The 26,724-nt window shown below is 43.4% G+C and carries 24 protein-coding genes and 2 pseudogenes; 19 read left to right on the top strand and 7 right to left on the bottom strand.

Translation table 11 applies throughout. The annotated features are described in order from the left end of the window. The first annotated feature begins 10 nt into the window (after positions 1 to 10). On the top strand, positions 11 to 256 hold the full coding sequence (locus DW965_RS01910; protein WP_117598365.1) for a DUF6061 family protein: 246 nt from the start codon (positions 11 to 13) through the stop codon (positions 254 to 256). A gap of 51 nt (positions 257 to 307) precedes the next feature. On the opposite strand, the gene DW965_RS01905 is transcribed toward DW965_RS01910, so the two are convergent. From DW965_RS01905 to DW965_RS01875, 7 genes are all read right to left on the bottom strand, one after another. Then, the gene (locus tag DW965_RS01905; protein ID WP_117760540.1) at positions 308 to 2,953 is read right to left on the bottom strand and encodes an ABC transporter permease; all 2,646 of its coding nucleotides are present in this window, start codon (positions 2,951 to 2,953) and stop codon (positions 308 to 310) included. Between the two features lie 15 nt (positions 2,954 to 2,968). Further along, positions 2,969 to 3,640 (bottom strand): ABC transporter ATP-binding protein, encoded by a 672-nt coding sequence (locus DW965_RS01900; RefSeq protein WP_117760539.1) that lies wholly within the window; start codon positions 3,638 to 3,640, stop codon positions 2,969 to 2,971. 135 nt (positions 3,641 to 3,775) lie between these two features. Then, on the bottom strand, positions 3,776 to 4,675 hold the full coding sequence (locus DW965_RS01895; RefSeq protein WP_117760538.1) for a sensor histidine kinase: 900 nt from the start codon (positions 4,673 to 4,675) through the stop codon (positions 3,776 to 3,778). After that, positions 4,668 to 5,345 (bottom strand): response regulator transcription factor, encoded by a 678-nt coding sequence (locus tag DW965_RS01890; protein ID WP_117760537.1) that lies wholly within the window; start codon positions 5,343 to 5,345, stop codon positions 4,668 to 4,670. The genes DW965_RS01895 and DW965_RS01890 overlap by 8 nt, the downstream gene beginning before the upstream one ends. A gap of 16 nt (positions 5,346 to 5,361) precedes the next feature. Next, complete coding sequence (locus DW965_RS01885; protein WP_117760536.1) at positions 5,362 to 6,534, bottom strand: hypothetical protein; 1,173 nt, start codon at positions 6,532 to 6,534, stop codon at positions 5,362 to 5,364. Positions 6,535 to 6,567: 33 nt separating this feature from the next. Continuing rightward, a complete protein-coding gene (locus DW965_RS01880) occupies positions 6,568 to 7,011 on the bottom strand; it encodes a GNAT family N-acetyltransferase (RefSeq protein WP_119197958.1) in 444 nt (147 codons plus the stop codon). After that, positions 7,008 to 8,126: a DUF6076 domain-containing protein gene (locus DW965_RS01875; protein ID WP_117760535.1), complete on the bottom strand. Its 1,119-nt coding sequence runs from the start codon at positions 8,124 to 8,126 to the stop codon at positions 7,008 to 7,010. The genes DW965_RS01880 and DW965_RS01875 overlap by 4 nt, the downstream gene beginning before the upstream one ends. A gap of 222 nt (positions 8,127 to 8,348) precedes the next feature. Between DW965_RS01875 and DW965_RS01870 the strand changes: the two genes are divergently transcribed. The 18 genes and pseudogenes from DW965_RS01870 to DW965_RS19525 all read left to right on the top strand — a co-directional run bounded on the left by DW965_RS01870 (position 8,349) and on the right by DW965_RS19525 (position 26,638). Further along, positions 8,349 to 8,969 (top strand): CHC2 zinc finger domain-containing protein, encoded by a 621-nt coding sequence (locus DW965_RS01870; protein ID WP_117760534.1) that lies wholly within the window; start codon positions 8,349 to 8,351, stop codon positions 8,967 to 8,969. Further along, complete coding sequence (locus DW965_RS01865; protein WP_117760533.1) at positions 8,944 to 10,335, top strand: DNA primase family protein; 1,392 nt, start codon at positions 8,944 to 8,946, stop codon at positions 10,333 to 10,335. Before DW965_RS01870 ends, DW965_RS01865 begins: the two co-directional genes overlap by 26 nt. 372 nt (positions 10,336 to 10,707) lie before the next feature. Continuing rightward, entirely contained in the window at positions 10,708 to 11,997 is a 1,290-nt protein-coding gene (locus DW965_RS01860) for a plasmid recombination protein (RefSeq protein WP_117760532.1), read from the top strand. 15 nt (positions 11,998 to 12,012) lie between these two features. Continuing rightward, positions 12,013 to 12,198 (top strand): hypothetical protein, encoded by a 186-nt coding sequence (locus DW965_RS01855; RefSeq protein ID WP_117760531.1) that lies wholly within the window; start codon positions 12,013 to 12,015, stop codon positions 12,196 to 12,198. 88 nt (positions 12,199 to 12,286) lie between these two features. Then, the gene (locus tag DW965_RS01850) at positions 12,287 to 12,517 is read left to right on the top strand and encodes a helix-turn-helix domain-containing protein (RefSeq protein WP_015540908.1); all 231 of its coding nucleotides are present in this window, start codon (positions 12,287 to 12,289) and stop codon (positions 12,515 to 12,517) included. Next, positions 12,498 to 14,173: pseudogene (locus tag DW965_RS01845) on the top strand (recombinase family protein). Before DW965_RS01850 ends, DW965_RS01845 begins: the two are co-directional and overlap by 20 nt. Positions 14,174 to 14,355: 182 nt before the next feature. After that, positions 14,356 to 14,898 (top strand): hypothetical protein, encoded by a 543-nt coding sequence (locus DW965_RS01840; protein ID WP_117760529.1) that lies wholly within the window; start codon positions 14,356 to 14,358, stop codon positions 14,896 to 14,898. A 2-nt stretch (positions 14,899 to 14,900) separates the two neighbouring features. Continuing rightward, positions 14,901 to 16,340 (top strand): RNA-binding domain-containing protein, encoded by a 1,440-nt coding sequence (locus DW965_RS01835; RefSeq protein WP_117760528.1) that lies wholly within the window; start codon positions 14,901 to 14,903, stop codon positions 16,338 to 16,340. A 25-nt stretch (positions 16,341 to 16,365) separates the two neighbouring features. Continuing rightward, positions 16,366 to 16,770 carry a Fic family protein gene (locus DW965_RS01830; protein WP_158568535.1) on the top strand — a complete coding sequence of 135 codons (405 nt, stop codon included), beginning with the start codon at positions 16,366 to 16,368 and terminating at the stop codon, positions 16,768 to 16,770. Between the two features lie 42 nt (positions 16,771 to 16,812). After that, positions 16,813 to 18,345 (top strand): sacsin N-terminal ATP-binding-like domain-containing protein, encoded by a 1,533-nt coding sequence (locus DW965_RS01825; RefSeq protein ID WP_119197957.1) that lies wholly within the window; start codon positions 16,813 to 16,815, stop codon positions 18,343 to 18,345. Continuing rightward, on the top strand, positions 18,300 to 21,398 hold the full coding sequence (locus DW965_RS01820) for a protein NO VEIN domain-containing protein (RefSeq protein ID WP_158582777.1): 3,099 nt from the start codon (positions 18,300 to 18,302) through the stop codon (positions 21,396 to 21,398). Before DW965_RS01825 ends, DW965_RS01820 begins: the two co-directional genes overlap by 46 nt. Before the next feature lie 611 nt (positions 21,399 to 22,009). Beyond that, positions 22,010 to 22,420 (top strand): IS66 family insertion sequence element accessory protein TnpA, encoded by a 411-nt coding sequence (tnpA, locus tag DW965_RS01815; RefSeq protein WP_243004534.1) that lies wholly within the window; start codon positions 22,010 to 22,012, stop codon positions 22,418 to 22,420. Further along, positions 22,414 to 22,755 carry an IS66 family insertion sequence element accessory protein TnpB gene (gene tnpB / locus DW965_RS01810; RefSeq protein WP_055228707.1) on the top strand — a complete coding sequence of 114 codons (342 nt, stop codon included), beginning with the start codon at positions 22,414 to 22,416 and terminating at the stop codon, positions 22,753 to 22,755. The genes tnpA and tnpB overlap by 7 nt, the downstream gene beginning before the upstream one ends. Before the next feature lie 142 nt (positions 22,756 to 22,897). Then, positions 22,898 to 24,514: an IS66 family transposase gene (gene tnpC, locus DW965_RS01805; protein WP_117760525.1), complete on the top strand. Its 1,617-nt coding sequence runs from the start codon at positions 22,898 to 22,900 to the stop codon at positions 24,512 to 24,514. A gap of 88 nt (positions 24,515 to 24,602) precedes the next feature. Next, complete coding sequence (locus DW965_RS01800) at positions 24,603 to 25,475, top strand: DUF3991 domain-containing protein (RefSeq protein WP_243036249.1); 873 nt, start codon at positions 24,603 to 24,605, stop codon at positions 25,473 to 25,475. 13 nt (positions 25,476 to 25,488) lie between these two features. After that, positions 25,489 to 25,782: pseudogene (locus DW965_RS21930) on the top strand (DUF6075 family protein); the annotation flags it as partial. A gap of 204 nt (positions 25,783 to 25,986) precedes the next feature. Continuing rightward, on the top strand, positions 25,987 to 26,157 hold the full coding sequence (locus DW965_RS19530; protein ID WP_243004532.1) for a hypothetical protein: 171 nt from the start codon (positions 25,987 to 25,989) through the stop codon (positions 26,155 to 26,157). A 112-nt stretch (positions 26,158 to 26,269) separates the two neighbouring features. Next, positions 26,270 to 26,638: a hypothetical protein gene (locus DW965_RS19525; protein WP_243036248.1), complete on the top strand. Its 369-nt coding sequence runs from the start codon at positions 26,270 to 26,272 to the stop codon at positions 26,636 to 26,638. The last annotated feature ends 86 nt before the right edge of the window (positions 26,639 to 26,724 follow it).

Genomic DNA, 26,724 nt, shown 5'->3' with positions numbered 1-26,724 from the left:
GAGGTTTCTTATGGATAGATTGATTTCTTGTGAGTTTAACATGGATACCGCTTGTGTAGAACTGAAATTCTTAGATGGCAGCATGATTGCCATTGATACCATCGCCGTGGAGAATGAGGTTGCCGATAATATGTATCAGCGGTCAGAACTGGATTATCTGATTTACAATGACCCGGTTGGATATGCAGACTTGATATTGAACGGAAACCCCGAAATTTATCTAAAAACTGTAACTGAATGTAAACCCTTAGATTAAAACTCAGCCCTCTGCCTTTTCATTGGCAGAGGGCCGTTTTTTGCTTAACAGTTATTGAGCATCCCTTAATTGCTCTACAACGCTGCATTTCGCTGCGTTGTCATACATCATGCAAGGAATCAGCCACCCCAGCAGAAGAAATACCGGAATTGTCAGCAGGACAGGCAGAATGGTGAATCGATACTCAAAGAACCAGAACATACTGCCCAGCATTTTTCCCGCAAGAGGTCCCATCACCAGCGACAGCATAAAGGCCGCCGCTACGGAAGACATTGCGTAAAACAACCCCTCATAGATCAGCATGGTTTTGAGCTGCCGGTTCGTCATTCCTACAGCCTGAAGCACAGCAAATTCACGGCGGCGGGAAAGAATACCGGTCATCATGGCGTTGAAGAAATTCAAGAGTCCCACCAGCCCGATGATAGCACAGAGGATACCACCGATCAGAAGGAACATCTGCCGGAACTGAGCAAACTCGGAGCGAGCCGTGGCCTTGCTTTCATACATCAAGGGCGAAAACTCACCGGCAGTGAGCTTCGATAGATATTGCTCTGCTTCGGTCTCGTCAGCTTCGTCTGCTGTGTCGAACAGGTAGAGCATCGGAATGGCCGCACCACCGCTGTCCCTCTGTGCGGTATCCACAGACAAAACTGTCTCATATCCAATACCACCATAACGATAACTCATGGAATACGGAAGCTCTACCAAGGCGCAGACCGTGTACGCTACATCTCTGGCTCCATACAGTTTTTCCTGAAAGTACTCCTCCGGTGTATCTTCGGTGCGGAGTTCCCCGGTGCGGCTGTCGATATATTTCACATCGTCCGCATAGGTGGCGGTGATCGTGTCTCCCACCTTGGGGTAGTATTCAGGATTGGGCAGATTACCGTAGTCATCTAAGGAAACCGCAATGGCAATGGCGTTATTGTCCGGCTCCAGCATAGGAGAAATATCTCCGTCGAACACTTGCAGCTTGTCAAACAGGCTGTTATCCAGAGCCTCGATTCTGGTATCTCCCATCACCATATTGCCCCGGTGCTCCAGACGGCTCATATGGCTGTCCAACTGCTCGGCGCTTTCGTACCTTGCATAGTCCTGCCGCAGAGCATCCTCCGTCATCCACAGATATGCGGGTTTTCGCACAGCATATCCCGTGCCGGAAAGACTGGCCTTTGTGTTTGCTGCGATCTCTTCGATCTGTTCCGGCGTGATGAATTCATCTGCCGGGTTGTAACGGAAATAGTCGGGCGTGCTGACGATAAAATCGGCGCAGGTCATGAAGGATACATACTTCTCCATGCTGAAGCCGCCCACAAAGGCACACAGCGCATTGAACAGTGTCACCGACAGTGCCAGAGACAACACCACCAGTACCGTCTTTTTCTTGTTTCGTCCCAGATTGGCAAAGGCCATCTGATGGAGCTTTGCTCCCCGGGTGCTGCGCCGTTTTTTCTTGGTCTGCATTGCATCCGTATATTTGGTAGCCTCCACCGGAGAAACCTTGGCTGCCATTTTTCCGGGCTTGGAGCAGGACAAGAGCACTGTCAGCAGAGCAAACAGCACGGAGCCAACAAAGATCACAGGCGAGGTGCTGATGGTAGTGATGCCCACCTCCAACTGGGTGGAGCGCAAGACAACAGGTACCAGAACAGCGCCGATGCCGTAGCCCAGCAGCAGCCCCGCCGGAATGCCGATCAGACAAAGCAGAAGTGCCTGCTGGCGAATGATGCGTTTGAGCTGCCGGGGCGTTGTGCCAATGGTTTTCAGAAGCCCGTAAAACCGGATATCCCCCGCAACAGAGATCTGGAAAATGTTATAGATGATAAGATACCCGGTGAAAATCACCAGCAGCAAAAAAGCTGCTATGGCGATCACAAGTTCCGGATCGAGCTGCGACTCCAGCTGGGATGAGGTATATCCCCAGTTGACGCCGATCCGGACGCTGTTGGGATCGGTATAGCTGTCCCATGTGTAACCAAGATCGGTATCCACCTGCTCCATCTGCCCTTGAATGTTTGTGCCGGAGGCCAGCATGATATTCAAATCGGTGCGGAAAGGCTGTAAACCTGTTTTCACTGCCTGCGCTTCGATGTCATCTGCGTAATCACGGCTGATGTTGATGTAATGAACAGGCATTAGTTCATCATAGTCCCAATAGCCCACCAGCGTAAAGGTATCTGTTACAGTAAAGGCGGTTTGGTCCTTGTCCGTAATGGAATAGGAAACCGTGACCTCGGCGCCCAGCTCCGGCGTTACGCCAAGCAGCTGCAACGCTGCCGTATCCATGGCTACCTCTTTGCCGCTTTCGGGCATCCGTCCGGTAGTAGGGGTTGCATAGCTCCATTTAGTGCAGTTGGCATCCATGTAGCTGATCTCTGCCGGTATTTTGGCAAAGACCCCCTCCGCAGTGATACCGATTACCTTCCGTGCCCCCGCAGCCTTCACCTTTGGGTGGGCAGCGATGCGTTCCGCCTGCTCGGGGGAAACATCCTTAAAGGTGCCATGCGCATAGCCGCCTACCTGCCGAAACTGGTAGGTTTCATAGCTGGCGTTCAACGACAAGACAATGGTGAACATGGACGTAAATAGCAGCGTTGTCAGCGCAATGGCAAAAATGGCGATCAGATTGCGACGACGGTTCGCATAAAGAGATTTTAAGCTGAGTTTCCGAATACATTTTCTGTTTTTGACATTCATCGTAACCACCTCCCGTTAGTTTTGGGAGACGATCCGACCATCTTCGATACGGATAATGCGGTCTGCCATCTGTGCAATTTCTTCGTTGTGAGTGATCATTACGATTGTCTGGGCGAACTTTTGACTGGTGACTTTCAAAAGGCTCAATACATCCTGACTGGTTTTGGAATCCAGATTACCTGTCGGTTCATCTGCCAGAATGATAGCGGGTGCTGCCGCCAGCGCACGGGCGATTGCCACACGCTGCTGCTGACCGCCGGAGAGCTGATTGGGCAGGGCATCCAGACGCTCATCCAGCCCAAGGGTCTGCACGATCTGCTGTACGAAATCCTTGTTGACCTTGCCACCGTCCAGCTCAATGGGTAGAACGATATTTTCATACACATTCAGCACCGGAACAAGATTATATGCTTGGAACACAAAGCCGATTTTCCTGCGGCGGAAGATGGTCAGCGCTTCCTCCTTCAGGGAGAAAATATCCTGTCCGTCCACCATGACCGTGCCACTTGTAGGGCGATCCAGCCCGCCCAGCATGTGCAGCAGCGTGGATTTGCCGGAGCCGGATGTGCCGACAATTGCAACAAATTCGCCCTTCTTTACACTTAAATCAACTCCATCCAACGCATGAACTGCGTTATTGCCGGAGCCATAAATCTTTTTCAGGTCTTTTGCCTGTAAAACATCCATAAATGAGTACCTCCATGAAAAAATCTGTATGTATGAAAGGAAATCATCCTTTGATACATACAGATTATCGCATAGGAATCTTTCCACATTCTTTCCGGCGGAAAATGAAATCTAACAGTTTTGATAGAATTGTTGTTATTTCGGCAGAAATATGGAAAACGTACTTCCTTTTTCCGGAACGGAAGCAATCTTGATATAACCTCCCTCGCCGGATATGATCTGTCGGGCAAGGTATAAGCCGATGCCGACCCCTTCCTGCTCCTGAACCGCCTTTGAGCGGTAAAAGCGAGCAAATATCTTCGCTTGCTCAGTTTCCGGTATGCCTGAACCGGTATCCGATATATCGATCCTTGCAAACATTTCGTAACTTACGGCAGAAATCCTGATTGTGCCATGCTCTGTATATTTGATGGCATTGTCTACGATATTCGCCAGCGCTTCCGCTGTCCATTTGAAGTCGAATACAGCAAAAGCATCTGTATCCTGCATTTGCAAAGACAATCCTTTTTCAGAAGCCTTGGCAGTATATTGTTCTACCACACTTTCAAGTAGCGGCTGCAGCGTTGCTTGCTGAGGGGAGAGTGAAATGATCCCGTTTTCCAGTCTGGAAAGCTTTACGAGAGAATCGATCAGAAATCGCAGCTTTTCCGATTGTTTGTACAGCGCCTCCACATTTGCCTTCGCCGATGCAGGCAGAGTTTCCTCCATCAACAGCTCGCTGTATAACAGCAGATTTGCAATCGGCGTTTTCGTCTGGTGTGAAATGTCCGCAATCAAGGTTTTGATTTTGTCTTTTTCCTGCGCTACATTTCGAGAAGATGCTTCTGCGGCAGAAAGATAGTGTGCAAACTTTGTTTCCAATGCAGACAGCTGGCTTTCATCAAAATTGGTTTCAGAAAAGGAGCCGGTCATGGCAGCGTCCAGCATCCTTTCGATTTCTTCCATCGTTTTTCTGGTCTTTCTCCGCTCCCATAACACAACAGCTGCCGCCGCCAGAAAACACAGCAGTATGATCACAATACCGGTTTTATTCATCTTTTGTCACCCAGCTATAACCGATTCCATAGACAGTTTTAATGTATTTCTGTGCACCAAGCTTATCCCTCAGACGCTTGATCGTAACAGACAAAGCGTTTTCATCCACATATTCTGCGCCATCTGTCCAGATCCGGTCGACAAGGTCTCCACGGGTCATGGTTCGACCACGATTTTCAACAAGCAGACGCAGTAATTTTTGTTCTGTTTTGCTCAATTCCACTTTTGAATCTCCCACATAAAAGGTCATAGTCTCAAAGTCAAAGTGAAATAGATCCATATGGAACGGCGCATTTTTATGGTTTGACGCTTGCTTTCGCAGTTGGGTATTCACCCTTGCCCGCAAAACCGAAAGAGAAAAGGGTTTGGTAATATAATCATCAGCGCCCCTCTCCAGTCCGTCTACGATGTCCAGATCGGTGTCGTTGGCAGTCAGCAGAATAACAGGAACTCCGGGCAGGTTTTCCTTGACCTCCCGAAGCAGCTCAAGCCCACTGCCATCCGGCAGATTGATATCCAACAGGATCAGGGATACACCGCTGCAAAGCAGCTGTTCCTTCGCCGTTTTTAGGTCTTGGCAGGATATAATCTGACGGTCATCTGCTTTCAGTGCTTTACTTAAACCCTGATTCAACCCTATATCATCTTCAATAATCAATAATTGTTCCATGTATCTCACTCCCTCGTTATTCAAAGGCCACCATTATTTCCTTGGGCAATTTTTCGTTCTCACAGTTCAGAAGATAGGCGATTGCTCTGCTTGCAAATTTGTTTGTTTTCACTGTATCCCAATCGGCAAGCAAAATAACCTCTGCTGTACCGTTCTCGAAATCCAATGATATTTCGCCCCATTCTCCGTCGCAGTCTACCTGATATTCGTAGATTGCGGCGGCGATTTTCTTTTTGCGTTTGGTTTTGGATTTTTGTTTCAGCCGGACAGCATGGATTGCGCCCTCGGCAACCAAAAACTCGGTCAGCCTGTCCACTGCTCTGCGGTAGGCTCGTTCTGCACCACTGGCTGTGCTTCCCTCAAACATAACCGCCAGTTCTTCAAAGGTGGGGCGGTCTTTCCATGAGCTGACACGCCCACAGGTCATGCAAATTGCTAACCGTTTTTCGAGCAAGGTCTGTTCCCGGTAATTCAGTTTCTCAAATGCCCGCTGCACCTTTTCTGCCTGTATGCTGTTCCAGAGGATGTCGGTATAGTTCCAAGTATCATCCAAGGCAACATCTTCGCCGGTTTCCTCGCCGTCTTCGTCTGTCACATAGAAAGGCTGCTGATTGCGGATGCCACGGACAACTTTCAGATATTCTTCCGCAAGGGCAAGATCACAGTTGTATTTCTTGGAAAACTCGCTGACCGCATCCTTGGTGTTATGGTACAGCCATGCCATTGACCGCACCATTTTATAATTGGTCAGAGAAGATACCGACCATTTTTCTTCGCCCATGCGAAAACGGAGCATAGCATCCCGGATGAACGGATAGATGTATGTAGCATACTCTGCGCCCTTGGCAAGGTCATAGTCCATCAGTTTTTGGAGCATTTGTTCCCGGCAGGAGAGCTTTATATCTATAAATCGGTCTGTGTCGTACAAATCGCCGCCATCCACACCGAGAAAGTCTTTGATGCGCTTGTTAAGCTGCGGCTCGTAGTGGTGTAGGAAGAATGAGAAATATATCAAATTCTTTTCCTGCAAGGCAGACAGGATATATTCGTTCAGATTGCCCACCGCTGGAGGCTCCGGTGCCAGTTGGAAGATGCGCTCTGCCACATAGGGGATGATGCCGTTAACAGACGGATTGACAGGGTGTTTCAGTATGTATCCGGTCATATTCCATGTAAAATCATTCAGCATAGCGCACCTCCTTCCGGTTTACCATATCAGTATTTAGAACTTTCTTTGCAAATACACCATATCCACCAACTGTACACCACCTTCATATATTGGGTGGTCATAATTGTCTGTAAAGAAATTTGGTATTATGTGAGAACGGACAAAACCACATTTTTCATAGAATGGTATTGTCAGTGGACTATCGCCCGTTCCAACTTGCAGAACAGCATATTGTCCGCTGTATTTCTCGATGATAAAGTCAATCAAAGCTTTTGCATAGCCTTTGCCTTGATGTTCTGGAACTGTTGCAATGTTCTTAATTTCAAGCACACCATTTCTTTCGCCGGTTATGACACATTTGCTTTTAACTCCATTATCATCGAGGATATACATCCTGCCATTATCAAGATAGCAATCTACCATGTTTTCCTGCTCATCAGCCAATAACAGCAAATCCAGATATTCCTTTTTGTTTTCTGTAACCTCAATAATTTTCATTGTTTATACCTATAAGTTACTTTCAATGCTTCTTTTTTCAAAGCAGCCTGTCCCATTTCCTTTTCGTAATCGCCCTTGGCATAGGCTACATTGCTCAATGCCCGGAGCATCTTATCTTTTGCCAGCTTCTTCATAACCTCCGCAAGATCAGCGTCCAGAGTACCACGCTTCACATAGCGGTTTATGGTATTCAGCCGTTTCTCATAAATCTGCTTCAGCGGATGATCGTCCGCAAGTTCTCGCTGTTCTCTACCTTTCAAGTTGCCGATCTGTCGGCAAGTGCGGTGCAGCTTGTCCCCCGGTGCATAGCCGCCGCAGTATTTGGTGTGCCTTGCGTTGGTGGTGAGGAACCATTTGCCGCAGATTTTGCATTTCTTCGGGGCATGGCCGACACATAAACCCTCAAAGAGATCAGAACGGAACATCCCCACAAAGGAGACATAGTGCATCCGCTTGACGAGCTTTGCAACTTTTTCGCCGGGAAGGATGACCGATACATACTGAACGGAATTGTTCAGGGTAGACATCCAAGCATTGCACTCTGTGATAGAAAACTCCGGCGGGAAATAGCTGCCGAACATTTTTGCAAAGCCCTCTGCGGTGCGGTCTGCTTCGTTGCCGTCTGATTTTTCTGCAAAATCAAGCATGGCCGTTTGGTATTCCCCAAGGGAGTATGCCAGATGCCCGAAAACTGCGGTATAGCGTTGGAGCATCATCGCATCGGTAAAGTTCTGAATTTCTTCAAACTGCAAGGAATTTGTTGCGGCTTTTGTGGCAAACTCCACATATTTCAGCGCATTGTCTACAGTAAAGACTTTTTCAATCCGTTCTCTGTGCTTTGGTATATCCATATAGGAGAACGGCGGCGTTTTGCTGAGAATCTCTAACATTGTCAATGCAGCTTCCTTTGCCATAGGAAAGAGTGCAGAAGTATCCTGTCCGGCGTTTAATATTCCAAGCAGCAGATTGATTTTCTCGCATTGCTCGTTTATTTTTGCAATGGTATTCACAGGAACATTCAGTGCATCACAGGCAAGCGTACCGACAGGAAATGTTTTGCTCTCATATATGACCGTATCCTGCCAGAAATCCAATGTCATCAATTCTTGATTCATGCTTGCCCTCCTGTCCTGTTTTTTCATTTTTTTAATTATATCATGTAAATGTGAAGAAATCTACGTCCTCAGATAAGTTGTCCTGTTTTTTGAAACAGGATTGTCCTGTCATTAGCCTGTTTTTTGAAAAATCCGTCATAACCATAATAGAAGGAGCGAAGCACCTGCCAATCACGGCGGGTGCTTCGTGCTTTCCAGAATATTATGAACGGAGGGTTTTTTATGACGATCTATGGAACCATCAAAGCGGCAATCAGTGTCAAGCAAGCCGCCGAACACTACGGGCTGAAAGTCAACCGAAACGGTATGGCTTGCTGCCCGTTCCACAATGACAGGCATCCGAGCTTGAAGCTGAATGAGGACTATTTCTTCTGCTTCGGCTGTGGAGCAAAGGGAGATGTGATCGACCTTGTGGCAAGGCTGTTCAATATGAGCAGCTATGAAGCAACGCAAAAGCTGGCTTCGGACTTCGGACTTGACCCGAAACCGCCCACTGCCGCAGCTATGGCCAAGCCAAAGCGTCCTTATATCCGTCAGTTCCGGGAGGATGAAATGCTGTGTTTCCGGGTGCTGACGGATTATCTGCATCTGCTGGAAGATTGGAAAGTGCGGTATGCACCCAAAACACCGGAGGAGGCTCTGGATGATCGTTTTGTGGAAGCCTGCCAGATGCACTGTCCTATCGAATATATGGCAGATGTGCTGACCGTGGGTGATCTGGAAGAGCGGGTGGCATTGGTGGACGAGCTGATGAAGGAGGGAAAAATTACTTTTCTGCAAGAGTACATCACACGAAAGAAAAAGGAGGTGGCGCACCATGGCGAAGAACCGGAAAACGCCTGATATGAATTTGCCTGTCTGGTTTGACGGGCAGAACATCAACGAAGCTCTGTTTTGTGAAGAATTTCTGCAGGAGCGCAGAATCATCTTCGCAAACGGAGCTTTTTTCACGCCCAATGGTCGAGTGACGGACGATCTCCCTCTGCGTGGGGAGATTTACGACAAGCTGAAATTCTGTGCCGTAAACAATATCCCCCGGAAGATCACCAACATTCTGGAAGTGCTGAAACTGGAAGCGCAAGTGCCGGACTTTCCACCGGAGCAGGATCGGATTCATTTGTCCAACGGTACGCTGCTATTGAACGGCACATTTACCGAGGGCAGACCGGCTATCGTGCGGAGCCGTTTGCCGGTTGCTTACAATCCCGATGCTACTGCGCCGGTGATCTGGCTGAACTTTCTGGATGGGTTGCTTTACGCCGAGGACATTCCAACTTTGCAGGAGTTTATCGGCTATTGCCTGATTCCCTCCAACAAGGGGCAGCGCATGATGGTGATTAAAGGCAACGGCGGCGAGGGTAAATCTCAAATCGGTGCGGTACTGTCTACCATCTTCGGCACGAATATGAAAGACGGCAGCATCGGCAAGATTTCTGAAAACCGCTTCGCCCGTGCCGATTTGGAACACATTCTCCTGTGCGTGGATGATGATATGCGGATGGAAGCTCTGCGCCAGACCAACTATGTAAAATCCATTGTCACCGCACAGGGCAAGATGGATTTGGAACGCAAAGGCAAGCAGAGTTATCAGGGTTGGATGTTCGCCCGATTGCTGGCATTCAGCAACGGTGATCTGCAAGCCTTGTATGACCGCAGTGACGGATTTTATCGCAGACAGCTTGTGCTGACCACCAAGGAAAAGCCAGTGGACAGAGCTGACGATCCCGACCTTGCGGAGAAGATGAAAGCTGAAGCCGAGGGTATCTTCCTGTGGGCATTTGAAGGCTTACAGCGGCTTGTTGCCAACAACTTTAAGTTTACGGAGAGTGAGCGTATCCGGGAAAACCGGGAAGCGGTCAAGCGTGACAACAACAATGTCTTTGATTTCATGGATTCCGAGGGATACATCCAGCGTAAAGCGGATGCGTCCATCAGTTCCAAGGATTTCTATGAAATCTACCGGATGTGGTGCGAAGAAAATTCCCTTGCACCGCTGAAAGCCCGCAGCTTCAGCGACGCCATGATTGCCAATGCCAAGAAATTTAATCTGGAACATTGCAACAATATCACCAACTCTGCCGGACGGCGGGTTTGGGGATTCATGGGAGTGGAAGCCATTGCACGACCTCATATAAATGGGTTTTACGGAGATTCGCCGTGTACGTACGTACCGGAGGACATTCCGGAGGAATGGCGGCAGGTCGAGTAAATCCCATTGGCTGGTACGTATGTACGCAGCAAAAGAGCGTGAAACGCTTGTGATAGAAACAGCTCATTCCCTTTATTTGGGCTGTTTCTATTGCAGTGAAAGATTTGATTTTCACTGCCGCCGGGATGGGTGGTGTTTCGCAAAACAGCAGCTATCCGGGCTGAACAACAGAAAACGATGCAGACAGTTTTCGGGCAGTTCAGCAGAGGTCACCGCAGTGACCGCATTCCCCCTCGGGAGAGCCCTCGGAGAGCCCACGGCACTTTGCAGCCAGTATGGATGAAAGTGTCATAGTGGGTTATTACACTTTGAAAAAGTGCCTCTCCGTAGTTCTCCGCTGTCTGCAAATCTCAAAGAAAGGACAAAAATTCTATGGCAAGAAATGATGGAATAGACCGTACCGTAGCCAGAAATCAGGACTTGGAAACCCCGGCAGATGTGGCTAAGGTACAGGAACACAATGAGCGTGAAAAGGACAGCTACAGCAATCAGGACATCGTGCCGGAACGCACTTCTCTGAACGTTCATTTCAAAGCACCCACGGACGATTATGTAAAAACGTTTGAGCAGATGGAACAGGACGGCGTAATTTCCACCAGAGGTCTGAAACCGGATGCCGTCAAATACGGCGAGTTAGTATTTGATGTGAACTCTGCTTATTTCTACAATCATGGCGGCTATGAATTTGCAAAACAGTTTTATGCTGATGCTTACAAAGCCGCCGTGGAGATTGTAGGCGGTGAGCAGTATATCCTCTCCGCTGTGATGCACGCCGATGAGCGCAACCGGGCAATGTCCGAAGCTCTGGGCGAGGAGGTGTACCACTACCACCTTCATGTGGTTTATATCCCGGTGGTGGAAAAGCAGATCCTTTGGTCGAAGCGATGCAAGGATGAAGCCCTCCGGGGAACCGTTAAGGAGGTCATCACACAGGTCAGCCGCAGTAAGAAATGGGAGTCCAAGCCGGTGCTTGACGAGGACGGTAATCCAATGTTGAACGCAAAAGGAAAAAAGATTTTGAGGTCATCCTACAGTATGTTGCAGGATGACTTTTTTCATTTCATGCGAGTTGCCGGATATACCGATCTGGAGCGTGGAGAACGTGGAAGCACCGAGGAACATCTGACTGTGACCCAGTTCAAGGTGCAGGCAGAACAGCAGCGGCTGGAAGCTGTGACCGGGCAGGTGGCACAGGCAGAACAGAATTTGGAGGATGCCAAAGCTGCCACAGCAAAACAGAAAAAGAAACTGGAATCTTTGCAAAAGGAAACCAAGGCGGCAAAGACCATTGCGCTGACAGTGCAGGACATTGAAGCAATGGGCAAAAAAGCCACATTCGGAAACAATATTACGCTGACACCGGATGAATGCGACACACTCAAACGCTATGCGGTCAATGGCATTATCGCCAATGCTGACAACAAGCGTCTGAAAGAAAAACTGGCTTCCGCAGAAAAGACGGTTTCCATCTGGAAGCAGCGGTATGAAGCGGTAAACGAAAAATATATGGAACTCAAACAGAAAGCCCAACCCTTTCTGGATGCACTGGAAATCGCATCCGAAAAGGTTTGGGCTTTTATCAATTCTATCCTCATCAGAGGAAAGGAAACACAGGAACACGAACACCCTGCCCGGAAGCGTGGACAGGATATGGAACTTTGATGGAGGAATCGCCTATTGAAGAAATATTATGAGGAAGCGAAATATAATGCGGCATTTGACCGCTGTGTGGATGTTATGAGCCAGATGCTCCAGAAATATGGACATCAGGTTTTGGATAAATTGGAGCAGGACGCACCGCAGGAAGTGGAGCATTCCGAGGAAAGTAATCAAGCGCAGCTTTTGACGGATAAGGCTGCGTAAAATTTGCAATTTACACGTTGCGTATTCACTATGGCTATGCTATAATGATTACGCAACGTGTATTTTTGCTTTTGTGGAGAAAAGACGGATGGATTGTAAAAACAGAATTATAAAGTTACGTGAAAGCACAGGACTGAATCGGAAAGATTTTTGCAAGCTCGTCCATATTCCTTACCGGACTATGACTGAATGGGAATTGGACAACCGCCATGCACCGGATTATGTGCTGTGGCTTTTGGAGTATTATATCCGCAACGAGGGACTTATGGTAAAAGGAAGGAATGAGGGAGGTGGAGATTCTGAAAAAGAAACAACTTAAATGCTATCTTTATACAAGAGTGTCCACCTCGATGCAGGTTGACGGATACAGTTTGGATGCCCAGCGTGACAAGCTGCGGAAGTATGCGGCATACGAGGATATGATCGTTGCCGGGGAGTATTCTGACGAGGGCTTTTCCGGAAAGAACATTCAAGGGCGGCAGGAGTTTCAACGGATGCTGAATGACATCCAGGACGGCAAAGATGATGTTTCTTATGTGTTGGTCTTTAAGCTGTCCCGATTTGGCAGAAATGCAGCGGACGTTCTGAACTCTTTGCAACTCATGCAGGATTTCGGTGTCAATCTGATCTGCGTGGAGGATGGCATTGACAGCTCCAAGGATGCAGGAAAGCTGATGATCTCTGTGCTGTCTGCGGTGGCAGAGATTGAGCGAGAAAATATCCGCACACAGACAATGGCAGGACGGGAGCAAAAGGCTCGTGAAGGCAAATGGAACGGCGGTTTCGCTCCATATGGATACAAACTGGAAAATGGAAACCTTGTCATTGCAGAGGATGAAGTGGAAGTAATTCGGGTCATTTATGACCGTTACATTCACACTAATGAGGGTGTTGCAGGAGTTGCAAAATATCTGAACCGCAATGGTTATACTAAGAAACTAAGACAGAATAATACCATTCCGGGATTTTCAAGGGATTTTGTGAAAAATGTATTGTACAATCCTGTTTATATGGGAAAGATTGCTTACGGCAGACGAAGAACAGAAAAGAAACAGGGTACAAGAAACGAGATGCACGTGGTTGAGCAGTCGGAGTTCCCGGTTTATGAAGGGCAGCACGAAGCTATCATTTCCGAAGAAGATTGGTATCTGGCACAGGAAAAGCGCAAGATCAATTCCTTTAAGCGGGAAAAGGTCAATAATCCAGACCATGCACACATCCTGTCCGGTATCTTGAAATGCCCATGCTGCGGCAAGAGTATGTACGGCAATATCGCCAAGGCGCACAGCAAGGACAAGAAAACACGGTATTATTACTACTGCAAAAATACGGTTACACCGACAGGGCATGAGTGCAGTTTCCGTCTGAATATCGAGCAGATGGAAATCAACAAATTTGTGGCGAAGGTTATCTCCGCTATGGTCAACAATCCACGATTTGTAGAAGCAATTCAGGCGAAAATCGGAACAGCAGTTGATACAGAAGATATGGAAAAGCAGATTGCTGTCCTACAAGGGCGGCTAAAGCAAGCCTTTGGAACGAAAAGCCGCTTGGAGCGTCAGATGGATACCTTGGACATCAATGATGTCCACTATGACAGAAAGATTTTGGACTTGCAGCGCCGCTATGATGAGCAGTATGATACGATAGAGGAAATCGAAGCTCAGATTGGCGAATTGCAAAGTCAGATCCGCAGCATCCAGCAGGAGAAGATTTCCGGTGACAATATCTATCGCTTGTTGCTGGCATTTGATGAAGTCTACCATCCGCAACAGAAGCGGAGCAGAAAGAGTTTATGAAAGCCTTTATTGAGCGAATTGAGATGTTCCCGGAAAAGAGAAAAGACGGTAGTTGGATAAAGAAGATCGTATTCAATTTTCCTGTGCCTGTTGATGGTGAGGAAGTGAAAGAACTTCCCTTGGAAACTGAAACAACTGTTGAGACGGTTGTTTTGATGTCTAAAAAAGATAAATAAGTGCCATAAAATGGTGAATTTCCGGGCTTTTCGGAAGTTGGGACAAGAAGACTGACTACTGAAAAGCCTTGGTTATTTTGTGGGGAAATGTATCAATGATATAGGATGTGATAGGTTGTGGCTTTGGATTAGATAACAGAAATTGAGTTAGTGAATTAGTTGTTATAGAAAGGATGAATGCAATGGGGATAAAAGCTATTGAAACAAAGTACAATGGTTTCAACTTCAGAAGTCGCTTAGAAGCAAGATGGGCCATTTTCTTTGATATGATTGGACTTAAGTATGAATATGAAGTTGAAGGTTATGAGATGAATGGGGTACGATATTTGCCGGACTTTTATATTCCGAGTCTTGATAGATGGTTTGAAATTAAAGCAAAGCCACTAAGCGAATATGAAATGAAAAAATGTGAAGAATTTTGTTTTAATAAAGATAATGAGAATATAAAGTTTTCAGTGCTAATTGGTTCCCCAGAAGCTGTAAAAATTGATAATTTTGCTGGTGTATTTGAATATGTATGGGAGTGGCCATCTGAGAAGTACCCATCAAATTATAGATTTCTTGCACCTGCTGAATTGTCAGAAAAAGAATTCTATTCTCGTTTTATGCAAGGGCTTTGGGTTGTTCCAGGTGTAACAGAAGAAGAACTTACGCTAGCAGCTTCTGCAGCTAGAGAAGTAAGGTTTGAGTTTGGAGAAGTACCGAAATATAGAAAGGAAGATTAAAGATGGCTGATGATTTATTGAAGAAGGATTTGATTACACATAAAATATATTCGTCATGGCAGTTTGTAGAGTATACTGAAAAAAATATAGCCACAGTACACTACTGTGCCGATACGATAAATAATATTATTAGCAAGATGACAATGAAAACTGTACGATGGCAACAGGATATAGCCTCTGATTTTATTGACGATGTAACTGAGAATGGAAAGAAAGTAAAACGTTTATCGGTAACAACAGAAAATGCACCTACTTACGAAGTAAGGGTTGCAGGAGAAAAAGTAGACCCTTGGTTCCTGTTTGATAAATTGTTGCGTGATTTCTTTCAGTATACGATGAATGCGTTTGATTCTATTAGTCAGATAATAAATGCAGGCTTATTAGAAATTAAATTGATATATTGTCGAAAATGTTTTATGTGTATAGAGGAAAGGAGGCAGCAGATGAAACTTACAGATATGACAATTGAAGAAATGTGTACGACTACAGAAAAGCAGTCATTTGACCGTAAGAGTGCAAAGATAGAAGCGACAGCAATTGCTACTCCGATGATTGCATTTGCAAATGCAGATGGCGGACTCTTAGCTGTAGGTATTGAAGATAATGGAGAGATTACCGGAATTGATGATTACACTAAGAATATCAATGAAATACTTCGTGCCGGATATGATTTTTGTCAGCCATTTATTTTCATTGAAAAAGAAACTATAGATTGCATTGATAAAAATGGTAATGCAAATCATATTTTACTTATTAAGGTTCCGCAAAGTGCAGACATGCATGTAAATCATAGAGATGAAGCGTTCTTGCGCGTTGGCGACAGGTCAAAGAAACTAACCTTTGATGAGCGTATGGAACTTATGTATTCAAAGGGAATGCGTTTCTATGAGGACGAGCCTGTATATCGTAGTACTTTGGATGATATTGATATGGAGTTTGTTGCAAAGTACTGTGAGAAAATTGGCTACGGAAAGACTCCGGAAGAGTATATTAGGCAAAATAAGGATTATATCGTAAGTGTAGCTGGTCGACAGGAAATGAGCGGTGCCGCTATTATGATGTTTGGAAAAGATCCACAGAGATTTTTCCCAAGGTCACGAGTTCGTTTTATACGATATGAAGGAACTGAGGCAAAAGTCGGCGCAGAGATGAATGTTATCAAGGATAAGATGTTCCAAGGCCGTATTCTTGATTTGGTAGAACAGACTATTGAGTATGTGAGAACACAGATTAAGGAGCATACCTATCTTGGACCAGATGCTCGTTTTGTGACAGAACCAGAATATCCGGAATTTGCATGGAAAGAGATTATTGTAAATGCAATTGCACACCGTGATTACAGCATAAAGGGTACGGACATTCAAATTAAGATGTTTGATGACCATATTACAGTGGAGAGTCCGGGAACACTACCGGGAACGGTGCGCCTCAAATATGCGTGAGATACATTTTTCAAGAAATCCGAAGATGGCACAGCTTCTTCATGAGTATGAATATGTGCGTGAGTTTGGTGAAGGCGTAGACCGTATGTATCGTGAGATGGAAGAAGCAGGTCTTCCGGAACCAGAATATAAGACAGTTGCATTTATGGTGCATGCTACGATTAAGAATAAGAAGTATCTTGTGGGTTCTGAATCGACAACTCCACAAGTTAACCCACAAGATAAAACACAAGCTACTCCACAAGATAAAATATTGGAATTTTGTAAAATTCCACGAAGTAAGAATGAAATCGTTGCTTATATGGGCTATAAAGATCCAAGATATTTTACGAAAGAGTATATGAAGCCGTTACTTAAAAATGGGGAATTGGTAATGACGATACCAGATAAACCTAATAGCAAAAATCAAAAGTATGTGACTAAGAAGTAGCATTGTATCTAAGAAACATTTGCAAAAAGGTGTGATTAAAAGATGAAACTTGATGAAGAAATACTTAAAGGAAAGCAATATATCGATAAATTGAGACTAGAATATATTGAGAATCATACTCGCTTTCAGGAACGTGATGAACTTATTGCTGAAAACAATATAGAAAAAAGAGATATAAAGGGATATCATGGACGCGAAATACTTGAATTATTACAAAATGCAGATGATGCTTACCAAAAGAGTATTGATAAAGGGGAGAAGCCTCAATGTGAGCTTAAAGTAACTATTTGCTATAAGGGGAATGTTTTAACTGTTACAAATACAGGAACTTGCTTTGATGAAGCAGGAATTAAGGCAATTGTACAAGGAAATAATAGTCCTAAATCAGGAAAATACATTGGAAACAAGGGGACAGGATTTAGATCTGTCTTAAATTGGGCAGAAAAGGTTAGAATATTTTCGGGGAACTATAATGTTGAATTTTCTAAAGAAATAGCCGAGAAAATTCTTGAAGAACACAAGGAGAATCCTCAGATAAAAAAGCAAATACAGAAGAACAAGAACCTCTATATTCCCATGTTGGCAGTTCCGGTTTATATTGAGAATGGTAGATATAATGACACCACAACTATAGAGGTTGTTATTGATTCGATGAAATTAAATGATGATTTTTCTGTGTCTAGGCAAATTGAGAATATAGACCTTAGGATACTGTTGTTTCTCCCTAATATTAGCCAGATTGAAATTATTACGGATGATAATTGTATAGTTTATAGAAGAAATAATAATCAAGGTGTTGCAGAGAGTATTACCTTGGAAAAAATTGTTGATGAAAACGTGGAAATGCAAGAGGAGTTTTACCTTTATAGAAAAGTAATTACTAATGCAATTGAGGAAGATGAAGTCTTGAAAGATATTCAGCTTTCTATTGCAGTACCTCTTGACATGGATACATTTATGAGCAGATATATTTATTCGTATTTTCCTTTGTTGGATACGGAATCACCTTTTAATTGCGTTTTGCATGCATCATATGCACTTGGAGATCACAGGAACACGGTTAATGTTAGCAAAGAGAATAAAAAAATAATAGAAGAGCAGTTATTGTTTTTAGTTGAGGTTGCTAATCAATTTGTAGATAAAGAACAGTATGATATTGCATATAATCTTTTAATTCCTACTAATTTTTCAAGTAACAAGTGGAGATTTACTTCTCCATTTGCAAAGTTTGAACTAGAGGATTACTATTTGGAAATATTATCAGAACAGAAAATTTTCCGAACTGTAAATGATGAAAATATTTCAGTTAAAGATAAACCTAAGATGATAAGTGGAAATTATCCAGAGTTTTTCAGAGATAAAGGATTTGAAGGTTTATTGAACTCCTTGTTAGACAATAGGATGATATCGTTGATTGAAATACTAGCAAAGAGAAAAGAAATTGATTTATATTTTGAAGAGAGAGAATTGTTACAGATTATTAATTCGCTTTCCAATGATTGGGATATAAAAAAACAAGTGAACAATTTGTGTGGTGGAATACGAGATATAGAAAGTCAATTCCGAATTTGTTAAAAACACAAGAGGATAAATGGCTAAAATATCAAGAAGAATGTTATTTTCTAATCGGTGATTTTGATGAAAAAGGGTTGCCGTCTTGGGTTAAAATACCGGCACTACATAAAGAGTATCAACAAGAATTATTCAACATGGCTGAGGGAGTACAAGAAGTAATAAATGTAAGAGAGCGAGATAAGGAACCACAAATCTCACGTATTATTTGTCAAAATAATATATTTCCTACAATTAATTTTAAATACAGAGATCGTAGCAATATCATATCAACAGTAAATTCATCTGTGGACACATACAATAAGGCGATTGATTTTGTCAAATGGTTATGGGGGAATTATAGAAAAGAAATTGATTGGAATCCGCCGGGGCGTACAGAAGGAACAAGATTTAAATATAATTTTCCTAATGCGAGAGATAAGAGTACCCAAGATGGTGAAAAATTATTTTGGGGATTACAATACAACAATTTTTTAGCGGAAAAATTGTTTGATAATAGCTTTGGTCAGTTTCCACAAATAGAGGTTTTCAATATTAGTGTAGAGGAGAGTGCTGCGTTTCAAGAATTTATAAGTAAGTTTGGTGTTAGGAAGTATCCTGTAATAGAAGTACAAAATGTATACCCGTTGGATTCGTATTCAAATGAATATGAAAATGAAATAAAATTACATGGGGATATAGGTTGTTCAACAACTGTTACTTGTAGGTATCGATTACCATACATTAAGAATCTTGTAGATTTATTAAGGAAATTATCAACTCGAGAAATTGTTGAATGGATAATTAAAGATTCAGAACTTTATGTTTGTTTGAGTAGTCCATTCTATTTTCAAAATGCAAAAATATCTTATTATGGTAGCCGACAACAAGTAGAACGTTATTATTGGGATAAAATAAAAAATTACATTTTGGAAGTGTTTAATGAGGTAAGATGGATTGAAATCGATGGCAAAAGGTATTCGCCAAGACAAATTTTGCAGAATTTTAGGTCTAGAAACAATCAAAGATTTGTTGGCATTGTTCCTGTTATTGGCATAGAGATGCTGGAAAAGATAGCAGAAGAATTGCATGTAGACATAGGTGTAGTGCAAGAGATTTTTAATAAATTTAGTTTTGGAGATAAGATTACAGATTTGAGTTCGGAAGACTTTTATGGTTTAATGCTGCGACTTCCGGAGTTAGATTTTTCACGTAGTGCCGAATTATCAAAAGCTATATATAGAATTATTGAGCAACCAGCGTTTTCGAGAAAATTTGAAAACTCTGATAGCAAAAACAGGTTTTTTGTTGAAGGCAAGATATTAGTCAAATATAAAGGGCAGTTGCAGTATGTTTTAGCAAAAAATGCTTACCTTCCAAGTTCAAAAATAATAAGTAAAAAGAATGTTCCAATAGTTGAAAAGGGACAAAGAACCAATAACAGAAATTTTGTCACATTATTTGGATGTCAGGAGTATACTAAGGAGTATACTGTTGACCCTGGTAGTGTTTCTATTAGTGATGCAAACAGTAGTTTTCAACAATATTATCAAGATTTTAAGAAGTATGCTCGTGCTTATGCAGAGAATAATGATAATATAGAAAAGTATGGTAAGAATCTGAATATTAATCTAGTGAATCGAATTACAATATTAGAAGTTGGGAATCGAATCACAATTGATGAAGAATATATGTGCATTCGTGATACTATGACTAATTGGTACATAACTGTGTTTGATAAAGAATTTGATGTCAATACTGTTTCTGAAATAATAGAAAATATTTATACAAACATAGCGAATACACCCGGCTTTGAGGCGAGTAAGCTAGGTGAATTATTTAGAACAAAAGATAATAGTAACAGGGAGTTTTTGATAAGAAAAGATTTTGGTTCATTAAGTGTTATAGAAGATGCATTCTATCAGAATGAAATTAGAAATAACTTCATAAAAGTACTTAAAATTATTGCACCAACATATGAGATTGATAAAATCTTGATTGATTTTGAAAATTTTTTTAGTATTAAAAATGGAGCTTGTATTATTAGTTTGTTCAGAGAAATAGGGACAGATGTTGAAGAGTTTAGAAATAAGGGGTTTGTGTACAATTTGGATTTGCTTCCTTATTATTGCGAAGTGCTTAAGAATTTTCTGCAAACTGAAAAAAGAAGGTTTAAGGATTATTTGTTTACACGAGCAAAGTCGGATGACAAGTTACAAAAGGACTTTGTTAGTACAGTTTATAGATTTGAGCAATTTTCAATTACTAAGTATATAAATTCTGTTATGTTTAGTGTTGAAGATAAAGTTGTTGAGACTTTTGGTGAATGGAAAACTTCGGAAGATGTATTTTCTGCGGATGATGAGTATGTAAAGAATTATGAAAAAATGAATCCTCAAAAGCTGTATGAAGATGAAATCTCTAATGATGTGAACGCACAACAAATGATTTACTTTGGGAAAGAAAAAGCGTTCAATGAATGGCTAGATTTACATAAAAGATTAGAGGAAAGAAATAATATGCCGGAGAATCCTTATTCAAGATATATAGGGGTGATACCTAAGGTTAATGAGGTTTCATATCACCAAGGTGCAAGTACTACAGGAGGGGCTAATACTGGTAACAGGAATAATAAATCAACAGGAACTTATACTCAAAGTCATGATGAAAAACGTAATAGAAACAAAAAAATACTTGGTAATAAAGGCGAGTTGTTAGTTTATAATTTGCTTTGTAAACGGGTTGGAAAAGAAAAGGTGTTTCCTAGATCAGAAGCTTTTATTGAATTAGGAATCATAAAACCAGGTCAAGCTGTATCTGGAGGATATGATATTTCATATTATGGTGAAGATGGAATAGAGTATTTTGTAGAAGTAAAAACTGGCGACGGGAAAAGTTTTATTATTTCACCTGGAGAACTTCAATATGCGAAAGATAATGCAGAAAAGTATAAGCTGATTATTGTTTATGATGTAGATGCGGAGGAACCTAAGTGTATGGAGTTACCAATGAGGTTTTGGGAAGATTCAAAATTTAGAAAGAGAGAAATTGTAGAAAGAATTGAATTTGAATTTTAGGTTTCTCAAAAGCGTAATGATTCTAAGAAATAGAGTGATGTTGAGGCGTATGTTCCCGACATTGATATCGGGAACATACCTTGAGTGCATGGCTCACCCATCTCGAGTGTATGGGAGAAATCAAGGAAATACGGAACATACATAACTATAGAAAGAACTACTTTCTTCGATATGTTCCCTTTAACAGTAAAACCCCTTGATTTATTCCCGTATACTTCGGTACAATAAATCAAGGCAGACATCAAATCGGAACAATCGAGCCATGTAGAAACAATCTGTAAACTTTGCCGTAAATAAGCGGTTTACGACATGATGTTCACGCAAATTTGGCGGCAATGCCGCCATAATTAAAAAAACATACTAAAAAAGAATAAGAGCACTGAACATCCGTGAATTATGTTCACAGGTTCAGTGCTCTTATTGCAAATTCCGGCTCATCTGACCACGCATTCCGCTAAGAGCTGATCAGTCTTTCCGGATGTAACTGAACGCGTTTCCGCTTCAGCTGTAAGCGCCAAGTATTCCTGCGGATTTTCAAATCCTTAGATTTCCCCTATAATTGCAGCTGATAGATACTTAGATTATTTCACTACAATTATGGAGGATAGGTTATGGCAGGTACTCGCAAGACCCGCGTTCCGATGGTGGAACAGATCAGACTTATCAATGAATGCCGTCAGAGCGGCATGACAGATGCTGACTGGTGTCGTGAAAACGACATTGCAGTAAGCACCTTTTACAACTGGGTCAGCCGTTGTCGGAAAACAGCAGCGGATCAGATCCAAGCGGCGAATTATGGTCATCTTGAGGTTCCACGCCCCAAACAGGACGTGGTTCCCATTGACATTGTTCCGGATCACATTCCGGAACAGCATACCGCATCGCAGATGCTAAATTCGAACCTTGACAATCCACATACGATTGAAGTTTCTATGAAGGATATCACAGTCCGCATCAGCAATGATGCGGATCCTGTTCTGCTCACCAGGACTTTTCGCATGCTTCAGGAATTTTCATGTTAGGTGATGTTTCCGGACTTGAGAAGATCTACATTGTCTGTGGCTACACGGATATGAGGAAATCTATTGACGGACTCTGCACCGTTATCGAAGACCAGCTTAAGATGGATCCGTCGTCCAGTGCTCTCTTCCTTTTCTGTGGAAGAAGACGGGACAGGATCAAAGCCTTGTTCCGCGAACCGGATGGCTTCGTTCTGATCTATAAGCGATTGTCTGTCCGCGGCGGTTATCAATGGCCCAGAAAGCAGTCAGAGGTCCGGAATCTTTCCTGGCGGGAGTTTGACTGGCTGATGTCCGGGATTGATATTGACCAGCCAAAAGCCCTCAAAGCAGAATAAAAAGCGCGTGGATCCTGGCAGAAATCCTGCATAGAAAAATCCGGAAATCCCTTGTAAATCCGGCATTTTTCAGGCGTTGTTTTCCTTTAGTAAAAGCCCCCTTTCTGGTATAATAAAGGAATCAAATCCGAGGAGAGAAACGATGGCTTCCAGTGCAAAAGATATCCAGCTTCGAGAGCTGAAAGATACCGTATCACAACGGAAAACAATGATAGCGGAGCAGACGGAACTGATCAAAGCTCTCCGTCTTATTATTGACGAAAAAACCAGTCATGAGAAAGCTCTTCAGGAACAGGTAGATTATCTGACAAAAAAACTCTTTGGTCCCTCCAGCGAGAGAAGATCTGATGATATTCCGGGACAGCAGAATCTCTTCGATGAAGCAGAAGTGGAACAGGATCCATCCCTGTTGGAAGGCGAAACGGTAATCCGGGAGCATACCCGTAAAAAGAAGGCAGCACATGAGGAACTCTTCAAAGGCCTGAAAGTTGAAAAAGTAGTGGTCCCACTTCCGGAAGAGGATCAGATCTGTCCGGTATGTGGTACGCAGATGGTCCTGATCGGCGAGGAATATGTCCGCCGGGAACTGGAATTCATTCCTGCCACCTGTAAAGTGATCGAATACTACAGCCAGAGCTATGGATGCCCCTCCTGCAAGGAAGGACTCGGCGATACAGAAAAGCCTGTGATCGTAAAGTCTCAGGTTCCGCCAGCTCTGCTTGGAAAAGGACCTGCATCAGCATCTGCAGCTGCATGGACTATGTACCAGAAGTATGCCAACGGGCTTCCACTTTACCGGCAGGAAAAGGACTGGAAGCAGTATGGGGTGCAGATCAGCCGGACGACCCTTGCAAACTGGATCATCTACTGTTCAAAGAACTATTTTCAGCCAATGTACGATTACTTTCATCGGGAGCTGCTGAAACGTAGTTTTGCGATGGCAGATGAGACGCGGGTCCAGGTATTGAAAGAGGAAGGACGCAGGGCACAGACCCAGTCATTCATGTGGCTGTTCCGAAGCGGTGAGGACGGACTTGCGGAGATCATCCTGTATGGCTATTCCCCGACCAGGAGCGGCAGCCATGCAAAGGAGTTTCTGGAAGGCTACAGCGGATATCTGGAAACGGACGGCTATCAGGGTTATAACAGTCTGCCTGGGATCAGGCGCTGCTCCTGTTGGGCACATATCCGCCGATACTTTATCGACGCTGTTCCCAAAGGGAAGCAGTATGACTACAGCCAGCCTGCAGTACAGGGAGTCCAGTACTGCAATCGGTTGTTTGCCATGGAAGACTCCATTAACAAAAAGTATCCCGGTAATTATGAAAAGCGGAAACAACTGCGTCTCGAGAAGGAAAAACCTGTTCTGGAGGCTTTCTGGTCGTGGCTTGACCAGCAAAAGCCCGTCCGGAATACCCGGCTGGATAAAGCCGTGAATTATGTTCTCAACCGGCGTGATATAGCGGAAACCTATCTGGAAGACGGGCGGTGCAGCTTTACCAATAATCTCAGTGAGAATGCGATCCGTCCGTTCGCAGTGGGGCGAAAAAACTGGCTGTTCAGCAGTTCCGTGGACGGAGCGAATGCCAGCGCAGTAGTCTACACAATGGTTGAGATGGCCAAAGCACATGGGCTGAACATCTACGGATATCTTAAATTTCTGCTGGAGAACCGACCGAGTAAAAATATGACCGATGAACAGCTGGCGGAACTGGCACCTTGGAGTGAAAAACTCCAATCTATCAAAAATCGCATGTGAATTATAGTGAATTACTCCAACTCGTAAAGGGCTGGAGTAATCTTGTATCTAACCGCATTATTATTTGGCGCTTACTAAGCAACCCTATGTGCAGATTGACCTGTTATCCTATCTGCGGGAGTTTGAGCCGAGCAATCTTGTTAAGGTCAAAGGCACAAGCAATGTGTACTGTACCGCAGAACACGACAGCTTAAAGATTTCCAACGGTAAATGGTATTGGTGGTCGAGAGGTTTCGGCGGCTATTCTGCCCTCGATTATCTTATCAAAGTCAAGGAATATGACTTTGTGGAAGCCGTGGAAATTCTCACGGGACAGACGATGGCGGACTGGAAGCCACCCCCTGCTCCCAAGAAAGATAAACCGAAAGTTCTGCTCCTGCCGCCAAAAAATAAGGATTGTAACAGAGTGATACAGTATCTTTTCGGGCGTGGTATTGACTATCAGCTCATACAGGAGTGTATCTCAGACGGTACGCTTTATGAGAGTGCCGATTATCACAATGCTGTTTTTATCGGCAAAGATGAAAGTGGAACACCGAAATATGCTGCCCTGCGAAGCACTCTCGGTAGCACTTTTAAGCAGGACGCATCGGGCAGCGATAAGCGGTATTCGTTCCGACTTCTGGCGAGAGAGCCGACGGATACCGTGCATTTATTTGAAGCCGCCATTGATTTACTGTCCTATGCCACTTATGAAGGAATTATCAGCGAGGAATTGTGGCAAAAGGTTCACGCAAAGCGTATGGCAACAGGAATTAAACAGCCATCCAAAATCGGTAAGGATAGGTCACACCTTTTGACGGGGATATTAAAGTGTCCCCTTTGTGGAAGTTCAATGTATACGAACAAACACGCTTGGACAAATAAAGACGGCACATACAAAGAGGTTTACTTCAAAAGAGTGTCCCTATTTTTTATATTAGGGCATTCCATTAGGAGTGCCTTTTTCAATTCAATTTAAAAGGGGGTTCACTATGAACAACACAGCGTTAGGAGCAGAAAACAAAAAGGAACAGACAATCAATTTTATCAGCGAAGCACATGAAAAATTCTACTATGAAAAATTAAAAGAGGTACGCTATCAGGATGTGTACCACAAGGCACTTTGCTATTGCCTTGGTATCAGCGATGATACGAGAAGAAATGTTGATAGCATCTATGATTTTAAGACGTGATGTGTAAAAACTGAGTGTCTGCATGAAGGCTGGCAGACCAGTGGCAGTATGAAGGTGGTGCGAATGGCATTAAACCTGTATTGCAACGGCACATGCCATTATAGGCGGAGTCGTTGGTGTGGTTGTCCTTGCCATAAAAATAGCTGCGATCATCAAAGAAATAATAAATATTATACTGGAATATGCAAGGAGATAGTTCATTTGCTGAAATGCAGGGCAGATATGAGATTGTGGATTTTGTATCTGCCCTCTTTATAACTTCTGGTCACAACGTCCAGAAGTGGAAAGGAAAAAAAGATGGAATCAATGCGTGATACGAAACGGATTATGGAGCGGGAAATTAAGAAAGGCAGTACACCGCTTCAATTTGAACGGATTGAACTGGATGCAGACTGTTATCAGGAGATCGCATCAAAAGAGAAATTGACAGAGGTATTGCAGTATCTCCATAGAGTGGGGGGGATATAAGGCATTGGCGGGCAAGACCGTAATCAATAATGTCTATACGTTTATGAGAGGGAAAACATCGGATTTTACAAGGGCAAGAAGTGTTTTTGACAGGGAGAAAATCTATCAGCAGATGCTGTGGCAGGAGAAAAAGTTACAGCCGACTTATCAAGGGGATTGCTATGTCGAGACGGCAAGATGTTACTTTTCTTTGCCAGAGGATGAATGGGATAAACATAAAATGACGTATCAGAAGAATGAAGCGTTTGGATTTATCATGTCAAACAAGTATATTTTGGGATTATATAAGTATTGCAGGGAAGCTAGGCGGGATTTTGCTGTATGTTCAGCCAAAGCACCGAACAAAGGGGATGAGGTGGTTAATCGGCTTATAGATATGGAGAATGTAAAGGTATTGGCACATTGTCTGTTGCTGGATGATGTATGGGTAGAAAATGAACAGGTTGAGGTAAAATTATACACAATATATGTATTGCGATAATTTTTAAGCCTTGAGAATTCAAAAAATCAAAAATATATTAAAAATATCTTTTTATTTTGGTATAATTGTTTTGGTGTTTAATGGCA

Origin of the sequence: Blautia sp. AM47-4 (assembly GCF_003479865.1) — a bacterium.
Lineage (GTDB): Bacteria > Bacillota > Clostridia > Lachnospirales > Lachnospiraceae > Fusicatenibacter > Fusicatenibacter saccharivorans.
The sequence above is the reverse complement of the archived record's forward strand: the minus strand, read 5'-3'. Positions and strand labels throughout refer to the sequence as shown.